This is a genomic window from Chryseobacterium sediminis, from assembly GCF_008386505.1.
GTDB lineage: Bacteria > Bacteroidota > Bacteroidia > Flavobacteriales > Weeksellaceae > Chryseobacterium > Chryseobacterium sediminis.
On sequence record NZ_VUNZ01000001.1, the window covers coordinates 1,274,121 to 1,296,723 of the forward strand.

Sequence of the window (22,603 nt, forward strand, 5' to 3'; positions counted from 1 at the left end):
ATGATCAAAAACATTGTAGTTATCGGAGCGGGAACCATGGGAAATGGTATTGCACATACTTTCGCACAAAGCGGTTTTAAAGTAAATCTTGTAGATGTATCTCAGGAAGCTCTGGACAGAGGTTTGAAAACCATTACTACCAATCTTGACAGAATCATTGCAAAAGGAAATCTTACAGAGGAGCAAAAAGCTGAAACACTGGGAAACATCACTACTTTCACAGCATTAAATGATGCAGTAGGTGCTGCTGATCTTATTGTAGAGGCAGCTACAGAAAACATGGATCTTAAACTGAAGATCTTTGGCCAAATGGATGAACTGGCTCCTGAAGGCTGTATCCTTGCAACCAATACTTCATCTATATCTATCACAAAAATTGCTGCTGCTACTAAAAGAGCTGATAAAGTAATCGGGATGCACTTCATGAATCCGGTTCCAATTATGAAACTGGTAGAAATCATCAAAGGATATTCTACTTCCAAGGAGACTTTTGATGCCATCTATGAAATGAGTAAAACTTTAGGTAAAGTTCCTGTAGAAGTGAACGATTATCCAGGTTTTGTGGCTAACAGAATTTTGATGCCAATGATCAATGAGTCTATTGAAACGCTTTATAACGGAGTGGCTGGTGTAGAGGAAATTGACACGGTAATGAAGTTGGGAATGGCACATCCAATGGGTCCGCTTCAGCTGGCAGACTTTATTGGTCTTGATGTATGTCTTGCGATCCTGAATGTAATGTATGACGGTTTCAAAAATCCGAAGTATGCTCCTAACCCATTGCTTGTAAATATGGTAACAGCAGGGAAACTTGGTGTAAAATCAGGTGAAGGATTCTATGATTATTCTGAAAGCAAAAAAGCTGAAAAAGTTTCAAAAATGTTTTTGAAGTAATTTTAAAGTCAATAATTTTATTTATCTTTGAGAAAGTTAAAACATTAAAAAAATGAAATTACCAAAGTTTTTATTAGCAGATAATTCGGAGTTTCCAGAGGATCTATTTGTAGTTCATACAGAATACCCAAGATTTATCTTAAACGTTGAGGAAGAAGAAGTTGAGTGGTTAGATGATCTTGAAGGTGATGATGAAGAAACTATGGCAGACGAAGCTACTAAAGTAGTAGAAGCAGCGTTTAAATGGTGCGACGAAGAGTTGGCTAAGTACGACGAAGAAGAGGAAGATTAATAACACTCTAAAACATAAAAAAGGAACTCAATTGAGTTCCTTTTGTTTTTTATTCTGATTTAGTGAATTTCAATAATAAAAGATTGTCTTTATACAATTCTAAAGTATTTCCGGAAATCACATACTTGTTTGCTTTTCCCATCATATCCATAAAGTTCTGCTCTACTCCGATGTTGTTACACATCATTTTTGTAGAACCCATCTGTCCGGCCGTAAAACCACCTGTAGACGGATCTATGGTAGCTGTTCCGAAATAGTTGTTGCATCCTGCGTTTCCAGTGATCTTTTCTCCTTCGATGTTCAATGTTGGAACTTTACCTTTTACCGTTTCAGCCAGAGTCCATTTTGTATTGGCAAGAGCAGGCTGAGCTTTTCCTACTTTAGAAGCAGACGGGCTTGTCATAGATCCACATGAAGCCAATACTGCTGCTGTACATATACTTAAAAAAAGATTTTTCATTTTTTACTTTTTGAATTAATCCAAATTTACGGAAATTATATTATTTAAACGGGTTGCGGTGAATTTTATTATCCTTTAACAGTTGACATTTGAAAATTTTTCCGAATTATTTTTACGCTCTTGATAATCAAAAAAAGGGTTGAAAGCGTTAAGACATAAGAACTTTATCTGCATTAAAGTTATAGCATTGCCTTTGTCATTCCGAAGGAATCTATACTATAATTGGTTTATAAAATATATTGAGACTCCTACGGAGTGACAAAGACTGTGGATAGATTGTTTTTATACTAGATTTCTATTTTCACTACTATCACGAATGCGATTCAATAGGAACGGGATATAATCCTGAGTCTAGTCGAAGGGAGCCGTTTTTGTATCAACAAAAATTCATTTGGCTTTAGCCGAAACATATTAATATATTTTTATTAAACCTTTAAAAACGAAAAAACGGACTTTAAAAGTCCGTTTCTATTATTTATGAAATATATTTTCAATGATTAAGATCTCAACTCAGCGTTGAATTCTTTCTGGAACGCTTTGATCAGAGAATCCATTACTTCTGTAATTTCTTTTTCTTCCAATGTCTTTTCTTCGTTTAACAGCTCGAAGCTCATTGCATAAGACTTCTTGCCTTCAGGAAGATTTTTACCTTCATAGACATCGAATAGATTAATATTCTTAATGAATGGAGATTTATTCTTTTTAGCCGTCTGATATAAATCCTGATAGTTTACATTTTTATCAATCAATAAAGCTAAGTCTCTTCTTATTTTGTTGAATTTCGGAATGTCTTTGAATTTCAATTCATTTTTAGAACGCAGTTCCTGAGCATATTCCAGTTCAATTTCTGCATAGAAACAATCTTGATCAATATCAAAGTCTTTTAATAAAACAGGAGCTACTTTTCCAATTCTTACCAGTGCTTTACCATCAACTTCATATACCAGAGAATCTGAGAATCTTTCATCCGTTAAAGCAACTTCTTTATAATCTACAGCCAGTCTTTCCAATAAAACTTTTACATAAGCTTTAAGGTTATAGAAACTTACAGCAGACTTAGGCTGAAGCCAGTTTTCGGAAACATCTCTTCCGGACACCAACAAAGCCAGTTGTTTTCTTTCTTCGTATTTTTCTTTTTTGTGATAAATTTTTCCTAATTCAAAGAATTTGATGTCCTGGTTCTTTCTGTTGATATTATATACAGCATTCTGCAGAAGACCTTCTAATAAAGATTTTCTCATGAATGCCAAATCTCCGCTTAAAGGATTTAACAGTTTTACAGCATCAGTTTCGTCTTTTACAGAAGTTAATGAATTATTCATCACTTCATTGAATCCAAGGCCTTGTAAAGTTCTTGCCCAGCTATTTTCCAGTTCATCCTGATCGTTAGTGCTAAGTTTCACCGGCGTAAAAGAAAACTTCTGTGGAGCATCAATTTTATTGTAACCGTAGATTCTTAAAATCTCTTCAATGACATCAATTTCTCTTGTTACATCTGCTCTGTATGCAGGAACAGAGATTTCAAAGCCGTTAGGAATTTCATTTAAAACCTGAATTTCCAATGCTTTTAAGATTTCCTTTACTTTTTCTCTGTGAATTTTCGTTCCTAAAATCTGCTCAATTTTAGAGAATCTGATAATCACATAGTTATCTTCTATTTTCTTAGGATATTCTTCTAATAACTCTCCTACTAATTTTCCTTCAGCAATTTCCTGAATCATCTTAATAGCGTGAGTGATGGCCGTTCTTGTAAGATTCGGGTCTACTCCTCTTTCAAATCTGAAAGAAGCATCTGTATTCAGGCTGTGGGCTTTTGCTCCTTTTCTTACCGCAATCGGGTTGAAATAAGCGCTTTCAAGGAATATTGTTTTTGTAGTTTCTGATACTCCTGAATTCTCACCACCGAATACTCCGGCAATACACATTGGCTTGTCTTTACCATCTTTGATCATGATTTCAGAACCGTTCAATGTTCTTTCAACTCCGTCTAAAGTAGTAAATTTCGTTCCCGGTTTTACAACTCCTACTTTCACTTTCTTATCTGCAATTTTATCTGCATCAAATGCGTGAAGCGGTTGTCCGTACCCGTGAAGAATATAGTTGGTAATATCTACAACGTTATTAATCGGGCTTAGTCCGATTGCTTTTAGTCTGTCTTTTAACCAAGATGGAGAGTCTGCCACTTTCACGTCTTCAATAACTGCTCCGATGTATCTTGGGCACAATTCAGCATCTTCAATTTCCAGTTTGAAATCATGAGTTCCTTCATTATTCAAAGCTTCAGAAGATACTTTATTGAATTGAGATTTTAGTTGGTTTGTAGAAAGATAGGCATGTAAATCTCTGGCAACTCCATAGTGAGACATTGCATCGGTTCTGTTTGGAGTTAACCCGATTTCAAACACCTCATCATTAGTAAGCTCAAAATAGTCAGCAAAGTTTTTACCTACTTCATATTTGGTTTCATCCAGCACCATGATTCCTCCGTGATCTTCGCTAAGACCTAGTTCATCTTCTGCACAGATCATTCCCTGAGAAACCTCCCCTCTGATTTTTGCTTCTTTAATTTCAAAAAAGTTTCCTGTTTTATCATAGATTTTTGTTCCGACAACTGCTACAGGAACGGTCTGTCCTGCATCTACGTTTGGAGCGCCGCAAACAATATTCAATATTTTTCCGTTTCCTACGTCTACTGTTGTCTTCTTCAGTTTGTCAGCATTCGGATGTTTTTCGCAAGTTAGTACTTTACCTACCACAATTCCTTCCAGGCTGCCTCTTACACTTTCAAATTTATCTATCCCTTCAACCTCAAGACCAATATCTGTAAGGAATTCACCGATTCTTTCAGTTTTTGATTCCGTTTTTACAAAGTCCTTCAGCCAGTTGTTTGATATTTTCATTTGTTTATCTATCTACTTATTTAATTCGTCAGATGAGCCTTAAGGATGCACCTGCTCTATTTTGAAACTTTTATTTGAAATTCCACCCCTGATTCCGGTGTGATTTTTCGAGCTACAAATGTCGTGTTTTTTTGAGAAATAGAGAAATTTAGAAGCGACTTTAAGATAATTAATTTTCATTAATACTTCTTGAATCTATTGATCAGATGGTCTTGCTACCTTCTTTAAACTGTCAGAGAATAATACCAGTCCTCCGGCCATCATGATAATGTCTTTCAACACTAAACGTCCTGCTCCGGATAGATATGGAAATCCAAATTGAGGCGTCGGATAATCTCCACCCAGATTCGGCACATATACTTCGGGAGTGGTTCCTAAAAATGACAGGGTAACTAATGACATTAAAAACGTTAAAGCCCCTCCTACTGCTCCTATTTTAGGAAACCAGATTCCTAACAGCACCAAAAGTCCGATTATAACGATCATTGTCCCCAAACCATAAGAAAATGTGTATGTCCTATTTTCTTTATGCCAATCAATATTTTTCTGGATAACTTTACCTTCTGGGTTTTTATACAGGGTATATTCTGCAACAAGTTTTTTGTCTTCATTAAGAATTTTATTCCCTGCATTTTTGTAGAAGAAACTCATGAAAGGGCTATTGGCTACAAAGGGTACAATTCCTTCGGCTTCGTAATGAAATGCCTTTAAACCTCCAATCCAGGCCATAACGATGAAAATTGAAATTCTGAGAAAATTGAAAAAGTAAGTATCCAATTGTAATAAACGGTGGTAAAGTCTGTTGTTTTGCATGTGATTTATTTTTTTAACAAAGGTATTCACACGCTTATGGCGTCAACATAGATATATCAGGACATTACATGGACATTTTTGCCACCACAGAGATTCCTACTTGTTCTCTATATTTTTTGGGAGAACATCCTACCGCTTTTTTAAAATACCTGCTGAAGTAAAATTCATCTGCAAAGCCAAGTTCTGAAGCGATTTCTTTTACAGATCTATAGGTTAAATGCAACAGCTTTTTGGATTCAAGAATAATTCTTTCATTGATAAGCTGGGTAGGCGTTTTCGCAAATTCTTTCTTTACCGCTTTACTTAAAGTATTATTGGTGATACTCAGTTTGTCACTGTAAAATGATAGTTCCTTTTCACTTTTAAAATGAACCTCCAGCAGTTTCTGAAATTCTGCAGCATTTTTATTCGGCAGTTTATCATGAGAAACTACACTGCTTTCTATACTACTTTTCTGTTTGCTGCCAATGGCAAGGATAAGCTGTATATACGTTTTGATAATGGATTCTGAAAACTGATGTTTTTCTGATTCTTCTTTTTTGATATGATTAAAAAGCTCGAGAATATATTTATAATTTTCTTCGGAGAGTTCAACCCCTGGATTCAGGTAAATATTATTGAAAAGCAGTCCATTACACGCCACTTCTTCTTTATGATATTCGATACAGTAATAATCACCATGAAAAAAAAGTACATCGATATTTTCATCAGATTCCGAAGCCAGTTTCAGTTTCTGATAAGGAGAAAGAAACAGTATATTGTATCCGCTGTAAGAGTAATTAATATCATCCACAGAGAAAACACCGGAACCCTTCCATAGAATAACACTGTAGTTTTCAGTAGTGAATTCTGAAGGAAAATCTGAGGTGTGATAAGACTGTATTTTTATTTTCATGATGAGTCCTTTTTAAACACTAATGACACTAATAACTCACAAATAATACGATTTGTAAACTATTTAATATTCTCTTGAATAGGTTTTCTTCTCTGTCAAATATTCGGTTTTAGTTCCGTTACCAGTTCTGAAAAGGGTTTTGAGAGTTTCTCTATATTTGTCATTCTCTACTCTGGGAAGATAGCATACAAAATGTAAATGTGGGCCTTTGCTCCATCCTGTATTTCCACTTAATCCAATTACATCTCCTTTTTTCACCTGATCACCAATATTTACCTTGACTCCGTTTTGCTTTAAATGATAATATTGAGCAAAAGTTCCATCCGGATGTAAAATAGTAATATAATTTGCTTTATCTATGCAACTTCTTGTTGGACAACCTATATTACTGGTGCTTACCAGATCTGTTACCAACCCTTCTCTCGCAGCAGTGACTTCAGTTCCTTCCGGCATTGTAAAGTCTAAAGAATTTTCATTCTGATGAGAGAAAGTTCCATTATATCCCTGATAGATATTAACCGATTTTCCTTTTTTAAAAGGCAAATCATAATGATAATCTTTATCATAGTTTATTAATGTAACATCTCCAATGTACATCATATATCCTGGAATATTCTTTACCTTCCAGCTTTTCATTTTGTCTGCAACAACAAAATAACCAACTTTATTTCTTACTGAGTTGGCAGGAATTACCTGAGTTGTTTTAAAGGGTTTGGGAATTCTCATATTTTCTACTTCTGGAGACCCTGAAAACACTAAAGACATTGGATAAATGCCCTTGTTATCTGCATAAAGGTTTAAAGTATCACCTTTTTTTTCATGATAAACCTTAATGTTACTTTGTGAAAATAAGGCGATAGATGGTAATAGTAAAATAAGAGTTGTTATTTTCTTCATGTTTATTATTTTTTTTCTTACTATACTTTTGCCTTGAAGCAAAAGTATGCAAAAGTTCAAGACGGGAATCATCCGCTAAAAATTTGAATGTACTCCTAAAATTTCCAAACTCGCATGGATAATCCGGTTCTTCTTCGGTTCAACAGTATGCCCCATGCTCAAACAGTGGAAATTTTTTAACGGATTACATCCAAATTTTCTTAACGCTCCTAATTCCTAAGTCGGTTCCACATAATTACAACTATGAGTCGGAATGCAGGATTACAAAAAAAAGCCGGAAAAATTCCAGCTTTCTTTTTTATGGTATATTTAATATTATAATCCGATTACCGGCATTGATAACATTAAGATATTTTCGTTTTCTTCAAGACCATCAAGAGGTTCAATGATCCCCGGTCTGTTAGGTTGAGACATTTTCATGGTGATATCATCAGATCCTAGAATTGTCAGCATTTCAGTTAAGAATTTAGAGCTGAATCCGATATTGATATCTTCTCCGTTATAATCACAAGGAATCTGCATGTCTGCTTTGTTTGCATATTCAGTATCTTCTGCATGAAGGTGAAGAATATTTCCTGAAAGCTTAAATCTTACCTGATTGGTAGATTTATTAGACATGATAGATGCTCTTTTGATTGCTCCTAATAAAAGGTTTCTGTTGATTGTCAATACATTTGGATTTTCCTTTGGAATTACCGCTGTGTAGTTTGGATATTTACCGTCAATCAGTCTACAGATCCATATATGCTTACCAAAAGTAAACTTAGCCATATTCTCATTGAAGTCGATTGTAACGTCTTCATTGGAACTTGCCAGGATATTTTTGAAAATGTTCAGAGGTTTTTTAGGCATGATAAACTCCATCGGCTCAGCATTCATCAGATCAGCTCTTTTGTACACCACTAATCTGTGGGAGTCTGTAGATACGAAATTGGTTTCGTTTTCTCCAAACTGGAAAAGAACCCCTGTCATTACCGGACGAAGAGAATCATTACTTGTAGCAAATAAAGTATTTGTTAAAGCTTCAGACAAAACCCCTGCAGGCATCGTCACGCTTTGTGAAGCGTCGAATTCCGGCAATTCAGGATAGTCATCAGCATTATCTAATGCTACTGCGAAATTATCTTTTTCATCTAAAATCTCAAGCTGGCTTCCTGTTCCTTCTGCATTGTCTTTCACAACAAATGTCAGAGGCTGTTCACCATAAGTCTTGATAAAATCCTGAAAAATTTTAGCAGGAACAGCAAATTTACCTGTATCATCAGACTTTACTTCCAGAGAAGTAACAAGAGTTGTCTCGCCGTCAGATGCTGTAATGGTAACATTATTTCCGTCTAATTCAAAAAGATAGTTTTCTAAAATCGGTCTCGATTGAGAGCTTGATATTACGCCACTTACAGTTTGTAACGCCTTCTGCAGTTCACCACTTGAAATAATAAATTTCATAGATTTATAAAATAAGTTTCTACAAATATAATAAATAGATACAATAAAGAAAAGAATAATATGGAGGAGTTTTTCACAAATATCCTTAATCTGTTTTGAGCCTTGATATTATGCTTAAATTTCTTTTGATCTTATAATTTTCTTCAAAATATTCACTTTAGTCGGATTTCCATTTGTCTTTTTTTTCTTCAAAACGCAGTAAAACATGAGTATTTGGGAGCAAAAAAGGTTAAATACTGATCATTTTCTCTAATAATATCTTATTTCAAATATAAAAGATAATCTACAACAATCAAAATACAAAGCTTATCTTTGTGTGGAAAGTTCAACATTATGCGAAAACCTCCCATTCATAAAAGTTTCCTCAATGCTTTTCGGGGTGTTTTCATGATGATAAAAACGGAAAGGAATTTCCAGATTGAGCTTCTGGCATTCTTCGTGAACCTCTTTTTTATTTTTTATTTCCGACTGAACAACACGGATGCGGCCTTGGTTTTAATCGCTTCGTTTGCTGTTTTAAGTGCCGAAATTTTCAATACAGCCATTGAAAAGATCTGTGATATCATCCAGCCTGATTTCGACAAAAGAATTGGCTTTATTAAAGATATTGCGGCAGGCGCTGTTATTCTGACAGCCATTGCATCGGTAATTGTTGGGGTTTTGGTATATTGGAAATATGTTTTCAGCTGAGCTGAAAGAAAGAAGCCGGGAGCTGAAAGTTTTAGACCACCCCGTCAAAAATTCTTTGAATTTTTGCCACCCCTCCAAGGGAGGGGAATATTACATCTTCAGTTCAAAGGTTTGTGAAGACAGGAGGTTTCATACTTTTTAATCTTATTTCACAGCAATTAAGATATCCACTTCGGCATCTGACGGATTCTGTGCTTTTTTTCCATAGATTTCAAAATCAGCTGTAAATATTCTTCCCAGATCCATTTCCCAGATTTTCAACCATTCATTGATAACCAAGTCTTTTGAAAGATCTCCTTTCGTAGTAAATTTCACGTAATTCCCACCTTCAAAAGAATACCCAACCATTCCTTCAGGAATAGTGTCAAGGTTTTCCACTTTACACCCCAAAACTGTTGTATAAGGCTTTGTATGGTCTTTTTCGTAATCCGTATAGATGGAATAAATGGTATTGTCTATCTTATTCGGAATTGAATTGAGAATATCCTCGTTTATCATTTTTTCCCATAATACCGGAATATCTTTTCCGGCCTGTCCATTTTCATTGGTGGTTCTTACTGAGATTCCAATAATCTTAAAAGGTTCCACTTTCATGTTATTCATTTCTTGATTTTTTGTTGTGTGACAAAGATAAAGACTGGTTGTGACAAGGGTATGTCAGGAGTTTTTTAAATTGATTGAATATTATATTTTTTTTAAGGTTAAAACCATTTGAATGTTGACGTTTTAGATAAACGGGCTTCCTTCGTTCCCGCACAGGATTATAGCCCGTTCCTATTGAATCAAATTTCTGCGGTTATTCTCTTTTGGCTTAGCCAGTCTATCCAATTTTGTCACTCCATAGGAGTCTCAGTATATTTTATAAACCAATTATAGTCTAGATTCCTTGCTTTGCTCGGAATGACAAAGGTGCCGTTGAAGTTTTATAGCAGATAGTGAGATTGCTTTGCCCGCAATAACTATTTCCCGACGTAAATAAATCCTTTTTTTCCGGATTTAAAAACAGTTTCAATTCTTTTATAGTCATCCACTTCATATTCATCTGCCTGAAGGATTTCCGCTTCTGTTACTTCAAAAAGCACTCCTTCTATTTGATCATTATCATTTCCTGAAAATTCCAGTACGGGATGGTATTTCTGACCGCTTTTTCGCAGTACTTCAGGGTCTGTAATTTCAAGCATACTCAGTTTATAGCCTGATAAGATGTCTTTTTCACCTTGTAAAAGTCTTCCAAAGGTTTCTATCTGAACTTGTTCTTTCTGTAAGGTTCCGTAAGAAAATAAATGTGGCATTATAAATATTTTTCAATGATTGGAATGGCAACTTCGGCCATCATTCCGTAGCCTTTTTCATTGGGATGTACTCCGTCTGCAGATAATAAAATCTCTTTGTCTTCTAAGAAAGCAGCATAAAAATCAATATACCCCAGTGAATGTTCTGCTGCAAGATCTTTAAGGATTTGATTATAAACAACAACATCTTCATTAATCCTTTTTTTGCCTGAACTTACTACCACTCCATCAATCTTTTGAGAAAAAGGAAGGATGCTCACAAGATAAATTTCGTTGGAAAATTCTTTGGCATGTGCGATTGCAGTACCCATATTGTTTTTAAATTTTCCAGGATCTACCATCTGTACTCCTTCTTTTATAGCAAGATCATTGGCTCCATAGCTTAAAAAAACAATATTTCCATCAGCCGAATTTCGAGCATTGAGTTCGTGTGGAATTCTTTTTAGTAATCCTTCTGTAGTCTCCCCACCGATTCCTAGATTGAATAAAATCAGTTCATCTCCATTCCCTTCGTGAAACTGTTGCAAGGCATATCTTTTCAAAATATCCACCCAGCCTCCAAAAACACCGTCATATTCTCCATAAGTAATGCTGTCACCGAAGAACAGCCCGTAAATAATTTTCTTCATTCCACTTTTATTGTTTCCTGTTTTTTGTTGAAGTAAAAGTATTAAGAAAAAACTGTTTGAGAATTATAAAATTACTGAATTTATGGAAGATTTTAACGCAAAGTTTGACTATTTTCTATTATAGATTTAAGGGAGCAAAGTAAAGAATCAACAAGTTGATTGGATGAAGCGAATATAACCAAAATTGAACCATTAAGATTTTTTAAGAAGGAAAGAATTATTAAGATAAAGCTGAAAGCTATTATTAAGCAGACGGCTTTATTCATCGTTGATGAATCTTAACTTATTTTAAAATCTTTACTGTTCTTAATGGTTTAAGATTCTCTTTACTCATCATTCCAGTCTCAATATAATATTGGCATGTGATTCTATTATTTCCACCAGAATTTCAAAAAGGGTCTGCCCTTTTCCTGCGGTCAACTCATCTAATTTCTGCTGAATTAATTCTATGTTGAATGGTTTTCCCTGCCTGATCTTATTTTCGTAGAATTCACGGGTGGCATTAAAACCCAGATTTTCTTTTGATTTCTGTGATTCCTTCCAGATGATTTCAATTTCTTCTTTGCCATCGATTACTCCGAAACCTCCGTAAAGAATATCATCAAAGCCATCCAGTGTTCCTACTTTCCAGTCTGTATCTTTCATCAGAGCGCTTGAAGCTTCTTCGTAGAAACCTTCTAAAGACGAAAAATGACCGCCATGAATGACGATCATTTTTCTTTTATTATTATTTGAAGTATTCAACACCGTTTTTGAATATGTTGTGATAATTCGCGGTTGGTATATTTTTCATGAGACCTTCAGCAAATCGTTCCGGGTGTCCCATTCTTCCGTAGATCTTTCCACATGGGCTGGTAACTCCTTCAATTCCGAATAATGAGTTATTCGGGTTGAACGGCATCCCGTGAGCGATGTTTCCATCAAAATCTATGTATTGGGTAGCAATCTGTCCGTTTTCATATAACTTTTTGATTTCTGCTTCTGAAGCCATAAAACGTCCTTCTCCGTGAGAAATCGGAATGGTGAAAGTCTGACCTTTCATTCCTTTTAACCAAGGGCTTTCGTCATTTACCACTTTTACCGTTACCATCTGAGAGATATGTCTTCTGATCGCATTGTGAGCTAATGTCGGAGAGTTTTCATCCAAATCTTTGATTCTTCCGTAAGGTAATAATCCTGACTTCACAAGCGCCTGGAATCCGTTACAGATCCCGATGATCATACCGTCTCTGTCTAACAATTCATGAACTGCGTTTTTCATCTTTTCGTTTTTCAGAACGTTAACAATGAATTTTGCAGAACCGTCCGGCTCGTCACCTGCAGAGAACCCTCCTGAGAATGCCAGAATCTGAGATGTTTTGATCTCTTCTACCCATGCATCAATACTTTCCTCCAATAACTGGTGGTTGATATTAATCAAAGGCAGACTGCTTACTACAGCACCTTCTTTCTGGAATGCATTCAGTGTGTCATACTCACAGTTGGTTCCCGGGAATACCGGAGCAAAAACTTTAGGCTGAGCAATTCCGTGCTTTTTAATGATGATATTTCTTGGATGGATTGAGTTTGATTTTTCATCAATTTCAACCGTAATTTTTTCTTTTTCTACTGTTGGGAAAAGGTTTTCAAATGTATTTGTATTGGCAGATACAAGGTCTGTGATATTGGATTCAAGACCGTTGATTTTTACAATACCAGAATCTTTTACTTCTCCGATAAGCTGAAGAGCAGATGAGTTTAATTCTTCTTTTGCTTCAATAATTAAGCTTCCGATATTTTTTGCCAATAAAGTATTTTCATCAGCATTAACCTCAGCACCTAATCTATTTCCGAAACTCATTTTTGCCAAAGCTACTGCAAGACCTCCTTCTTTCACTGTTTTCACAGAAACAATTTTTCCTGATTTGATATTTTCAAAGATGAATTCAAAAACGTCTTTTAAAGCATTATAGTTTGGAAGTCCACTTTCCTGAGCAACATGATTGAAGAAATACAGTTTATTTCCTGCATTTTTCAATTCAGGAGAGATGATATTTTCTTTATCTCCGTTGGCACATGCAAAAGAAATCAAGGTTGGCGGAACATTCAGATCCTGATACGTTCCACTCATGGAATCTTTCCCTCCGATAGCGGCAAGACCTAAATTGATCTGAGCATCATAAGCTCCTAAAAGTGAAGCTAAAGGTTTCCCCCATTTTTCCGGGTTTTGTCCTAGTTTCTCGAAGTATTCCTGGAAGCTTAGTCTGATGTTTTTGTAATCGCCTCCCATGGCAACAATCTTCGCAACACTTTCTACTACAGCGTAAGATGATCCTAATAGTGAGTTTTGTTTTGAAATTTCAGCATCAAATCCCCAGCTTGCCAAAGAAACGGTCTTAACGTCTTTTGCTCCTAAAACCGGCAGTGCCTGCACACTTCCTTCCATTAAAGTCTGCTGATATTTTCCACCTAAAGGCATGGCTACTGTAGTTGCTCCAATGGAAGAGTCAAACATTTCCAATAGCCCTTTTTGGGAAGCTACATTTTTATCTTTTAAGATGTTCAGGAAGTTTTCTGCTGTGAAAGCTTTAGTTTCTTCTTTTACGTCTTCAAGGTGAGTGATTTTCACTTCCTGAGACTTAGAACATCCGTTGGTATCTAAGAAAGCTCTTGAAAGATCTACAATTTTGTCTCCTTTCCAGAACATCTGCATTCTTCCTGAGTCTGTTACTTTTGCTACTTCTACGGCAACAATGTTTTCAGCTTCACAGAATTTGATAAATTTTTCTTTATCCTGAGGATCTACTACTACCGCCATTCTTTCCTGAGATTCAGAAATAGCAAGTTCGGTTCCGTTTAATCCTTCATATTTTAATGGTAATACGTCAAGGTTTACTTCCAAAGAGTCTGCAATCTCACCGATAGCTACTGAAACTCCTCCAGCTCCGAAGTCGTTTGATTTTTTGATCAGCTTCGTTACTTCAGGATTTCTGAATAATCTCTGGATTTTACGCTCTTCTACAGCATTTCCTTTCTGAACTTCAGAACTCATAGTGTGGATTGAAGTCTCGTCCTGCTCTTTTGAACTTCCGCTTGCTCCTCCTACTCCGTCACGACCTGTTGCTCCTCCTAAAATGATGATTGAATCACCGTTTTCAGGTTTTTCACGTCTTACCCAGTCTACAGGAACAGCTCCGGTAACGAAACCTACTTCCATTCTCTTCGCTTTATAACCTTCGTCATAAATTTCAGAAACCATTGTGGTAGCAAGCCCAATTTGGTTACCATAAGATGAATATCCGTTAGCAGCCTGTTTTGTAATGGTTTTCTGAGGTAATTTTCCTGGTAATGTTTTATCAACCGGTTCCAAAACATCTGCAGCACCTGTTAATCTCATCGCCTGGAACACAAAAGATCTTCCGGATAATGGGTCTCTGATAGCTCCTCCTAAACAAGTGGATGCTCCTCCGAAAGGTTCAATTTCCGTAGGGTGATTGTGGGTTTCGTTTTTGAATAACAAATACCAAGGTTCTTTTTTACCGTCGTATTCTGCTTCGATCTGGATGGTACATGCATTGATCTCGTCAGAAATTACCAGGTTATCAAGATTCCCTGTTTTATGGAAATATTTACCGCATACTGTTGCAAGATCCATCAGGGAAATTGGCTTCAGCTCACGGCCTAAGAATTTTCTTTTTTCGATATAATCATTGAAAATAGTTTCCAATGTGTGTTTGAACTGGCCTTCAAACTGAATGTCTGACAATTCTGTTTCAAACGTAGTGTGACGACAGTGGTCACTCCAGTACGTGTCTAATACTTTAAGTTCTGTTTCCGTAGGATTTCTGTCTTCAGTTTTGAAGTATTCCTGAATAAATTTCAGATCGTCCAATCCTAATGCAAAACCATGATTGTTATAGAAGTTTTCAAGTTCTGCATCATTGAAATTGATGAAATTTTCGTGGATGATCACTTTTGACGGCATCTCATCTGCAGGAATATCCAGGATAGATAAGTCTTTTTCCTGAGATTCTACTTTGTTAATCAAAAGGTCTTTGATTTTAACCAAATCTGCTTCAGAAACTCCTTCAAATTCGATTAACTTTCCACTTCTTACTTTTGATTTTTCATTTTCTGTAAGCAAAGCAATACATTGTTGTGCAGAGTCTGCTCTCTGATCATACTGACCTGGCAAGAATTCCATTCCGAAATGAATTGTTTTTGCTGGGTTTTCTGTGTGTAAAATATCAGTAACAGGGTCTACGAAAGTGTTGTTGACCACTTTTTCAAATTCTCCTTCATTCAGATTGAAAATATCATATACATTGTATACTTTCACGCTTTGAACTGCCGGAACAACCGCTTTTACTTCATCAAAAATTTTTGGACTTTCAACATCGAAAATTCCTCTTTTTTCTACGAAAATTCTTTTGTTATTAGACATTAGATGTCAGATTTTTAATATTAGATTTATTTTTCTTTTTACTTTTTGAATCTAAAGTATCAACGTTTAGTTTCTATCTTAGGTCCATGTGTATTTGGAATTTTTGGAGGAATTTTTCATTCTGCCATTATTCTGTACAAATTTAAAGGAATAAGTCTATTTTCTTCAAATTTGAACGTTGGAATTTCCAATTTTATTTATTTGTTTCTAAATTTATTAGGATTATCCTGATGTTCTTTCTGAAAATCCTCTGCATTTTTTATTTCTTCTTTCAGCCAGCTTTCAAAAGGAACTTTTTTCTCATTATAATCTTCTATCGCATAAAATGTTTTACCATCTTCTGAAACCAGAAATTTGAAGCGGTAAAGCATATCCAATTCCTTTTTCCTGTAATTGTAGGTGTTTACCTGATAATACGGAAAGTTCTCTTTTGGTCTTTCTACGATTTCAAAAAACAGATTCTTTTCATTTTCGGACAGTTTATTGTAAAAATTCACATAATAAAGATCCGAAAGTTTTTTCTTTTGCTCTTCAAAGAACTGAAGGATATTCTTCTCTTTTTCATTGTATTGAAACGAATTCGGATAATATTTCCCATCTATTTCCACTTCATTACCGGATTGTTTTGCGACAGACTGAACGGTTTCTCCTTTAGTATTCATCACTCCCCATTTCCCGCCTACGATTGCTTTATGCTCATCATTTGTTTTTTCCCAATCACAGCCGTCACAAAATGCAGCATATCCGTAATTAAAGGGTGATGCAAAATCGTGTTCAGCTTCAATGACTGTTTTCCCGTTTCGGTCTGCAAATCCTACTTTACCATTTTTAACCAATCTTCTCAATCCTTCAGAGAAATAATCTGCTCCATTGTCATAAAGAAAAGGTTTATACAGGAATTTCCCATTTTTATCATAGACATATCCCCATGCATTTTTCTCTGGTTTTTCCCCCTCTTTACTGCCATCAAAAAGAATAGTTTCTCCTTCTACGGGATCTCCATCTTTAAGGAATGAAAAGATTTTGAACTGTGCAGGAACAATAATTTTTCCAGCTTTATTTTTTACCCCAACCAGAGAGTCTTTGGATTTGAAATAATATAAAACTTCTTTTCCCTGAGAAAAAGAAAGCATTGGTATTAATACAATGGTTACCAGTAGTCTTTTCATATTCGTTGAGATTGGAAATAAAATATGCAGCCGAAAAGACTGCATATTGTTTTATACTTTAAGATCAGCTTCTAATCCTATTAAGTCTTTGTTTTGGTCTATAATCGGCTGTACCTCGTTCTTGACGAATTCTTCCGTCTGAATTGGTGCAAAACCAATAAAGTTCTTAGGATCTAAAACTTCTTTCAGTTTTGATTTATCTAGTTTTAAAGAGTTATCATTTAAGATTCTCTCAATAAGGTCATTTTCTTTTCCTTCTTCTTTCACTTTCTTGGAAGCTTCCATAGAGTGAACTCTGATCACTTCGTGGATTTCCTGACGGTCACCTCCTGCTTTCACTTCTTCCATGATAATATATTCTGTTGCCATGAAAGGAAGTTCTTCCATAATATGTTTGTTGATTCTGTTCGGATATACAACAATTCCGTTCATGATGTTGTTCCAGATCAATAGAATTGCATCAACAGCTAAAAACGCCTGAGGAATTGTTAATCTCTTGTTTGCAGAGTCATCTAATGTTCTTTCAAACCACTGTGTAGAAGCTACCATTGCAGAACTTGTTGTCAGAGACATTACGTATTTTGCCAACGCCCCGATTCTTTCGCTTCTCATTGGATTACGTTTGTAAGCCATTGCAGATGAACCGATCTGGTTTTTCTCGAATGGTTCTTCAATTTCTTTAAGATTCTGAAGTAAACGTAAATCGTTTGTGAATTTGTGCGCAGACTGTGCAATATTTCCTAATAAAGCAACTACTTTAGCATCAATTTTTCTATCGTAAGTCTGTCCGGAAACTCCAAAAACTTTATCGAATCCGAATCTTTTTGAAAGTTCTTTATCTAAGTGTTTTACTTTAGAATAATCTCCGTTGAAAAGTTCAAGGAAACTTGCAGCAGTTCCTGTAGTTCCTTTTACTCCTCTGAAACGAAGCGTTTCCAGGAAGAAATCAAGTTCTTCAATGTCAAGAACCAAACTCTGTAACCAAAGTGTAGCTCTTTTCCCAACTGTCGTTAACTGAGCTGGCTGGAAGTGAGTGAATCCTAAAGTCGGAAGATCTTTATACTGAATCGCAAAATCTGCTAAGTTCTTCATTACGTTAACCAACTTTTTCTTTAAGATTAAAAGTCCGTCACGGATCTGAATTAAGTCTGTATTGTCTCCTACAAAAGCTGAAGTTGCTCCCAGGTGGATAATTCCTTTTGCTGAAGGCGCCACATCTCCGTAAGCGTGAACGTGAGCCATTACATCATGACGGAATTTCTTTTCATACTCTGCTGCTTTCTCATAATCGATATTTTCAGCATTAGCTTTTAACTCAGCAATCTGCTCGTCTGTAATTTCAAGTCCAAGGTCTTTTTCGATTTCAGCAAGAGCTATCCAAAGTTTTCTCCAATTCTGGAATTTGTTATTGTGTGAGAAGTTAAATAACATTTCTTCACTGGAGTAGCGCTCTTCCAATGGATTTTTGTAGGAATTCATTCGTTCTTTTACTTTTTAGATGTACAAAAATACGGTTTTTCGGTGAGAGATGAAAATCTTGCTTTTATGATTTTTCAACCATATTCTGAATCAAATAAAGAGTTTTCATTTATACTTTTATCTTGAAGCAAAAGTATACAAAAGTTCAGGACGGGAATCATCCGCTAAAAATTCGAACTGAATGTTAGGTCTAACAATAAACAACAGGCTGTCTCATTTCTGAAGCAGCCTGTTTTACATTATTTTCATGAATCAGATTAATCAATAAGTCCGCATGGTGATCCCACAGAAATACATTTTTTCACAAATGAACACCAGAAGTATCCTGGCAGACACATTGGAATACCTCCCTGAACTGTTTTTAATTCTCTTTTTGAAAGTTTTCTTAGATTTTTCATGATAACATTTTTTGATTTTTTTCCTACTCTATATGCTTTTCGGATTACGCTTTAATTTGGTAATACAATATACATTTTTTTCGGATAAAAACATAACCTGTTCATTTTATATAGTTTACAATAAAATTTGTTTGTTAACTTTGGATGGTCAACAATGCATGTTAATATAGTTTCTAAAACAAGGAAAATAAAAACCTCTGCTATTCATGGACACGAGCGATAAGCTCGCGCTAGCAGGGGTACGAATAAAATCAGCAAAAATTAAGGCTGTCCAAACTTTTGGGACAGCCTCTTTTAAGTTAGTTTTTTAATTGGATATTGCTACACTTATTTTTTTCATACCAATCCATCCATCCTTTTCTATCTTTTTCATATGCTCCGTAAGGGTATGTTCTACTATAATTCAATGCACTCTCATATGATACATGTGAATAAATCGAAATGAATTTAAGAGACTTATGAAAACTTTCATTTTGATTTTTGGTAATTAAGCTATCAACAATATTTATATTTTTGTAAAACTCATATTTAAATTTCTTATTTTCTATACACTTTGAAGATCCTTTCGATAAAATTTCTTTTTTTGTTATAGAACATGAAAAAAAGAACATTACAAAAATAATATTTAATATATTTTTCATAGTTATGGTATAGGTTTTTTATTAACATTAATTCCACCTGTTGCTGTAGTTGTCAAAGTTTGTTCTGTTACATTGTTTTTACTATCAATAAATCTATCCGCCCCACCTGTGGTATTTTCCATTCTTGTATTACCATTGGCTTTGTTTTCTGCTGTTTTGGCTACATTATGGGATGCTTCATAATCTACAGCTGTACTACCAGAGATTTTCCCTAAATCTCCTGACTTTAGACCTAATTTAGCTTTTTCATGTTGTTCAACTGTTGAATGAATTAAAGCTCCAGCACTTGTTGCTCCACCACTTCCTGCTTTGTCAAATTCTGCAATGTCTGCAATGTCAATTTTGTTAGTAACCCAACTGTCAACAATAGTATTCACATCATTTTCAACCACTTCTTGTTTAACTACTTCACTACTATTTACAACGGCTGAATACTCTTGATAAAATGCTTTTTGTTCCGAAGTCATTTCTATACCAAGACTCGCCATACCTGTTGAAACAAGACTAATTTTTCCTGAACTATCTATATTCACACTATAAAAACCTCCAGTTCCTTTAGATACTTCATTTTTATATTTCTCGATTGCAGTTGCACTTCCTGTAATAATGATATCAGTAACTCCACGACCATCAGGATCAATAAACCTAATAGGATTATTTACAGTATAAGCATAAGGTGACCATCTTCTGTATTGTTCTGCCAACGGATCTATCACTCCCCATCTTCCAAGCTCCGGCATATAGAACCTAGCCCCATAATCATACATCCCCGTCTCCTGCAGTTCTTTGCCGTTGTACTTGTACTTATATGCAGGGTTTCCTGTTAATACATTATACCCTTCATGTTTTAATCCAAACGGGTAATAATTACTTTCTTCAATGATCTCTGTGCCTGCTCCATTCTTGGCATAACTCAACCTTACATTTCCAAGATGATCAGTATAGTTGTACACATACTTTCCGGTTTCAACATTAAAATATCCTCCTGCGGTTGGAAAGAATTTCAATATTGAATCAATATATTGAAAGCCATCCAGATAATCTGTCGTTTCCGTTCCAAAAACCTTTCTTACTTTCACTCCGTCTGCTCTGTAAATATAGTCTGTTACTTTGGAGTTTTGGGTAATCTTTCCCGGCAAATTTAGATAATTATATTTTATTTCACTGATATCTTTATCCTTATGATTAATCATATTGCCATTCTCGTCATAATCTATCTGTTTTCCTCCTGTAGGATATCCATTAAAATTCTGTGTGAGATCAGAAGCGGAAATTAGTCTGTTTCCGGAATAAGTATAATAAATATTGTCTATATATTCTGGGGTATTATTACTTCCTTTCATATTTCTCTGAAGTCTGGTAATATTTCCGTTAGAATCATACGCTATTTCTTCATTGTAAAAATGATTAATAGGGACAGAACTTGTAGGCTCCTGATAGTAACCCGCGGTAAGCCTGTTTAAAGGATCGTAAGCATAAATATATCTTTTCAAAATGTCATCCATAGACGTTTTCCAGTCTACTTCAGAGATATTACCATTGAACTTTCTATAGGATGAATTAACTGAATTCTGATATCTTATTTCATATCCAAATAGTTTTCCATTCAAAGCTGCAGGATCATTGATCTGGGTCATCCAACCCCTGATATTATACTTATAATCTATCTGCTGAAGTGGAGAAGAAACTGTTGTTCCTCCTACTTTCTTAGATTCCAGCTGGGAAATTTCATTATATTTATTCTGAGCCAGATATTCAACAGGGTTGCTGCCTATTTGATGGGTATGGGTCAGAAGTCTGTTCTGGGAATCATAGGTGAATTTTTCTACAATGATCTTTTCAGGATCTGTACCAAGCCTTCTGTGATAGGTATTGGTCTGAAGAATAACTCCTGTAAAGTCAAGTTTATTATTTACCACAGTATAGCCTCCCAAATAGTTGTTGCTTCTTGATCCGAAGGTTCTTCCTTTCGTATCATACCAGACAAAGTTACGAGTCCATCTGTCATCTTCTATATTTTTGATATAGGACGCAGTAAGAAGTCCCTTGGTGGTTTGTGCGTTTGCAGGATTGTCCGTAAGAAGAGGCTGGGCAAAGACATTGGTAACCCCAGGAGAGCCTTGGGGATAAGTATCATAATAATTAACTGTTAATAGTGTAGTGACAGAACCTGGATAGCTGGCAGAACCACTATCATAATATACCCCCATTCCACTGTTGGTGAATCCTACCGTAGAGGATCTGGTTACATTATTACTGCCTTTAGCATCTGCTAATGTTTGTTCTGCTCCTCTTCCTGCTGTTCCATACGTCTGGGAACTGGTATATATTCCAGTATAGGCGGTTCTTCCAAATTGGTCATATTTGGTAAAAAGCCACTGTTTTAAAGCGCCCATAACAGCATCCTGGGTCATAATCAGCCTGTCCTGTTTGTCATATACCATATATTCCCAGCCTTTGCCCGGAATTTTCTTTTCCACCAGGCGGCTTCTCCCGTCATATTTATACTGATAACATAAATCATTAAGTACAGTATTGGGATCTGTTGCTGCAGAAGCTTTGGGAGGGATCACATAAGCCAGCTGGTTATAATCATTGTAAACATAGTAGGTATCTGCATTTTCTGAGGCACTGATTACTTTTCTGACCAATACAACCTGTCCTTGTCCGTTTTTGAACTCTATGGTTTGGTTTCCATCTTCGTCGGTAACCGTATTTTTATATAATTGCCCCGTTCCATAAGAGCCTGATAATGTAAGACTGGAGGTAAAAGTGGTATAGTTAAAAGTGGCTATGTACTTTTTAACATCGCCATCTGCATTGGCATCATATCCAAATTGTACAGGCTTTGTACTCCATGCTGTACCCACCTGAACCTGCTGCTGAATCCTGTCTAATGGTGAATTTTCCAGAATCTTCTCTGAATAAATCTTCTCTGATCCATAAGGTGTACTACTCACATTTGATAAGGGGTCAGGAGTAATGGCTCCGTTCAGTGTTCCTCCCTGGGGTACAGGAAGATAGTCCTGAACCTGCCTCCCAAACTGATCATATTTAATAGGAGTAACAATATCCCGTCCTAATGGAGAGGCTTTTACATTGACAATTTGTTTGGGTCTTCCCAGCCCGTCAAAATACTGAACCGTTTCGGAACTTCTCACATTAGCTAACGTAGGATCGGACAAATAGGTCTTTGAATACACATAGTTTTCTGTATTGGAAAGCTGTGCCTGGACAGTTCCTCCGATAAGAATCCCTATAGGAATTATAAGTTTTTTCATGATT

The 22,603-nt window shown here is 35.7% G+C and carries 19 protein-coding genes; 3 read left to right on the top strand and 16 right to left on the bottom strand.

Features of this window, described 5'->3' with window-relative positions; genetic code table 11:
* The first annotated feature begins 3 nt into the window (after positions 1–3).
* Both FW780_RS05980 and FW780_RS05985 read left to right on the top strand, forming a co-directional pair.
* A complete protein-coding gene (locus FW780_RS05980; protein WP_174774454.1) occupies positions 4–894 on the top strand; it encodes a 3-hydroxybutyryl-CoA dehydrogenase in 891 nt (296 codons plus the stop codon).
* 52 nt (positions 895–946) lie between these two features.
* The gene (locus FW780_RS05985) at positions 947–1,186 is read left to right on the top strand and encodes a hypothetical protein (protein ID WP_002977986.1); all 240 of its coding nucleotides are present in this window, start codon (positions 947–949) and stop codon (positions 1,184–1,186) included.
* A 49-nt stretch (positions 1,187–1,235) separates the two neighbouring features.
* On the opposite strand, the gene FW780_RS05990 is transcribed toward FW780_RS05985, so the two are convergent.
* The 6 genes from FW780_RS05990 to dnaN form a co-directional block, all read right to left on the bottom strand.
* On the bottom strand, positions 1,236–1,646 hold the full coding sequence (locus FW780_RS05990) for an META domain-containing protein (RefSeq protein WP_047421614.1): 411 nt from the start codon (positions 1,644–1,646) through the stop codon (positions 1,236–1,238).
* Between the two features lie 497 nt (positions 1,647–2,143).
* A complete protein-coding gene (gene pheT, locus FW780_RS05995) occupies positions 2,144–4,546 on the bottom strand; it encodes a phenylalanine--tRNA ligase subunit beta (protein ID WP_149832659.1) in 2,403 nt (800 codons plus the stop codon).
* 195 nt (positions 4,547–4,741) lie between these two features.
* Positions 4,742–5,359 carry a DUF417 family protein gene (locus FW780_RS06000; RefSeq protein ID WP_149832660.1) on the bottom strand — a complete coding sequence of 206 codons (618 nt, stop codon included), beginning with the start codon at positions 5,357–5,359 and terminating at the stop codon, positions 4,742–4,744.
* Between the two features lie 64 nt (positions 5,360–5,423).
* Positions 5,424–6,254: an AraC family transcriptional regulator gene (locus FW780_RS06005; RefSeq protein ID WP_149832661.1), complete on the bottom strand. Its 831-nt coding sequence runs from the start codon at positions 6,252–6,254 to the stop codon at positions 5,424–5,426.
* Between the two features lie 63 nt (positions 6,255–6,317).
* Positions 6,318–7,151, bottom strand: a complete 834-nt coding sequence (locus FW780_RS22735; protein WP_149832662.1) for a M23 family metallopeptidase — start codon at positions 7,149–7,151, stop codon at positions 6,318–6,320.
* Positions 7,152–7,466: 315 nt separating this feature from the next.
* Positions 7,467–8,597: a DNA polymerase III subunit beta gene (gene dnaN / locus FW780_RS06015; protein ID WP_034699704.1), complete on the bottom strand. Its 1,131-nt coding sequence runs from the start codon at positions 8,595–8,597 to the stop codon at positions 7,467–7,469.
* A 333-nt stretch (positions 8,598–8,930) separates the two neighbouring features.
* Here dnaN and FW780_RS06020 point away from each other — a divergent pair, with 333 nt between their 5' ends.
* Positions 8,931–9,287 carry a diacylglycerol kinase family protein gene (locus FW780_RS06020; RefSeq protein WP_149832663.1) on the top strand — a complete coding sequence of 119 codons (357 nt, stop codon included), beginning with the start codon at positions 8,931–8,933 and terminating at the stop codon, positions 9,285–9,287.
* 144 nt (positions 9,288–9,431) lie between these two features.
* Here FW780_RS06020 and FW780_RS06025 read toward each other — a convergent pair whose 3' ends face one another.
* The 10 genes from FW780_RS06025 to FW780_RS06065 all read right to left on the bottom strand — a co-directional run bounded on the left by FW780_RS06025 (position 9,432) and on the right by FW780_RS06065 (position 22,599).
* Positions 9,432–9,890: a GyrI-like domain-containing protein gene (locus tag FW780_RS06025; RefSeq protein ID WP_149832664.1), complete on the bottom strand. Its 459-nt coding sequence runs from the start codon at positions 9,888–9,890 to the stop codon at positions 9,432–9,434.
* Between the two features lie 356 nt (positions 9,891–10,246).
* Positions 10,247–10,579 carry a gamma-glutamylcyclotransferase family protein gene (locus FW780_RS06030; RefSeq protein WP_149832665.1) on the bottom strand — a complete coding sequence of 111 codons (333 nt, stop codon included), beginning with the start codon at positions 10,577–10,579 and terminating at the stop codon, positions 10,247–10,249.
* Complete coding sequence (locus tag FW780_RS06035) at positions 10,579–11,208, bottom strand: SGNH/GDSL hydrolase family protein (protein ID WP_149832666.1); 630 nt, start codon at positions 11,206–11,208, stop codon at positions 10,579–10,581. The genes FW780_RS06030 and FW780_RS06035 overlap by 1 nt, the downstream gene beginning before the upstream one ends.
* A gap of 333 nt (positions 11,209–11,541) precedes the next feature.
* Positions 11,542–11,955 (bottom strand): ribonuclease inhibitor, encoded by a 414-nt coding sequence (locus FW780_RS06040; RefSeq protein ID WP_149832667.1) that lies wholly within the window; start codon positions 11,953–11,955, stop codon positions 11,542–11,544.
* A complete protein-coding gene (locus FW780_RS06045; protein WP_149832668.1) occupies positions 11,936–15,631 on the bottom strand; it encodes a phosphoribosylformylglycinamidine synthase in 3,696 nt (1,231 codons plus the stop codon). Before FW780_RS06045 ends, FW780_RS06040 begins: the two co-directional genes overlap by 20 nt.
* 197 nt (positions 15,632–15,828) lie before the next feature.
* Positions 15,829–16,800 (bottom strand): WG repeat-containing protein, encoded by a 972-nt coding sequence (locus FW780_RS06050; RefSeq protein ID WP_241676853.1) that lies wholly within the window; start codon positions 16,798–16,800, stop codon positions 15,829–15,831.
* Between the two features lie 51 nt (positions 16,801–16,851).
* Complete coding sequence (purB, locus tag FW780_RS06055; protein WP_149832670.1) at positions 16,852–18,279, bottom strand: adenylosuccinate lyase; 1,428 nt, start codon at positions 18,277–18,279, stop codon at positions 16,852–16,854.
* Between the two features lie 257 nt (positions 18,280–18,536).
* On the bottom strand, positions 18,537–18,677 hold the full coding sequence (locus FW780_RS22320) for a bacteriocin-like protein (RefSeq protein WP_153816321.1): 141 nt from the start codon (positions 18,675–18,677) through the stop codon (positions 18,537–18,539).
* Positions 18,678–18,976: 299 nt separating this feature from the next.
* Positions 18,977–19,318: a hypothetical protein gene (locus tag FW780_RS06060; RefSeq protein ID WP_149832671.1), complete on the bottom strand. Its 342-nt coding sequence runs from the start codon at positions 19,316–19,318 to the stop codon at positions 18,977–18,979.
* Positions 19,319–19,320: 2 nt separating this feature from the next.
* Positions 19,321–22,599 carry a DUF6443 domain-containing protein gene (locus FW780_RS06065; RefSeq protein ID WP_149832672.1) on the bottom strand — a complete coding sequence of 1,093 codons (3,279 nt, stop codon included), beginning with the start codon at positions 22,597–22,599 and terminating at the stop codon, positions 19,321–19,323.
* Positions 22,600–22,603: the final 4 nt, after the last annotated feature.

Coding starts and splice junctions, on each gene's coding strand:
- FW780_RS05985 (WP_002977986.1), top strand. CDS start 947: ATGAAATTACCAAAGTTTTTATTAGCAGATAATTCGGAGTTTCCAGAG.
- FW780_RS05990 (WP_047421614.1), bottom strand. CDS start 1,646: ATGAAAAATCTTTTTTTAAGTATATGTACAGCAGCAGTATTGGCTTCA.
- pheT (WP_149832659.1), bottom strand. CDS start 4,546: ATGAAAATATCAAACAACTGGCTGAAGGACTTTGTAAAAACGGAATCA.
- FW780_RS06000 (WP_149832660.1), bottom strand. CDS start 5,359: ATGCAAAACAACAGACTTTACCACCGTTTATTACAATTGGATACTTAC.
- FW780_RS06005 (WP_149832661.1), bottom strand. CDS start 6,254: ATGAAAATAAAAATACAGTCTTATCACACCTCAGATTTTCCTTCAGAA.
- FW780_RS22735 (WP_149832662.1), bottom strand. CDS start 7,151: ATGAAGAAAATAACAACTCTTATTTTACTATTACCATCTATCGCCTTA.
- dnaN (WP_034699704.1), bottom strand. CDS start 8,597: ATGAAATTTATTATTTCAAGTGGTGAACTGCAGAAGGCGTTACAAACT.
- FW780_RS06020 (WP_149832663.1), top strand. CDS start 8,931: ATGCGAAAACCTCCCATTCATAAAAGTTTCCTCAATGCTTTTCGGGGT.
- FW780_RS06025 (WP_149832664.1), bottom strand. CDS start 9,890: ATGAATAACATGAAAGTGGAACCTTTTAAGATTATTGGAATCTCAGTA.
- FW780_RS06030 (WP_149832665.1), bottom strand. CDS start 10,579: ATGCCACATTTATTTTCTTACGGAACCTTACAGAAAGAACAAGTTCAG.
- FW780_RS06035 (WP_149832666.1), bottom strand. CDS start 11,208: ATGAAGAAAATTATTTACGGGCTGTTCTTCGGTGACAGCATTACTTAT.
- FW780_RS06045 (WP_149832668.1), bottom strand. CDS start 15,631: ATGTCTAATAACAAAAGAATTTTCGTAGAAAAAAGAGGAATTTTCGAT.
- FW780_RS06050 (WP_241676853.1), bottom strand. CDS start 16,800: ATGAAAAGACTACTGGTAACCATTGTATTAATACCAATGCTTTCTTTT.
- purB (WP_149832670.1), bottom strand. CDS start 18,279: ATGAATTCCTACAAAAATCCATTGGAAGAGCGCTACTCCAGTGAAGAA.
- FW780_RS22320 (WP_153816321.1), bottom strand. CDS start 18,677: ATGAAAAATCTAAGAAAACTTTCAAAAAGAGAATTAAAAACAGTTCAG.
- FW780_RS06060 (WP_149832671.1), bottom strand. CDS start 19,318: ATGAAAAATATATTAAATATTATTTTTGTAATGTTCTTTTTTTCATGT.
- FW780_RS06065 (WP_149832672.1), bottom strand. CDS start 22,599: ATGAAAAAACTTATAATTCCTATAGGGATTCTTATCGGAGGAACTGTC.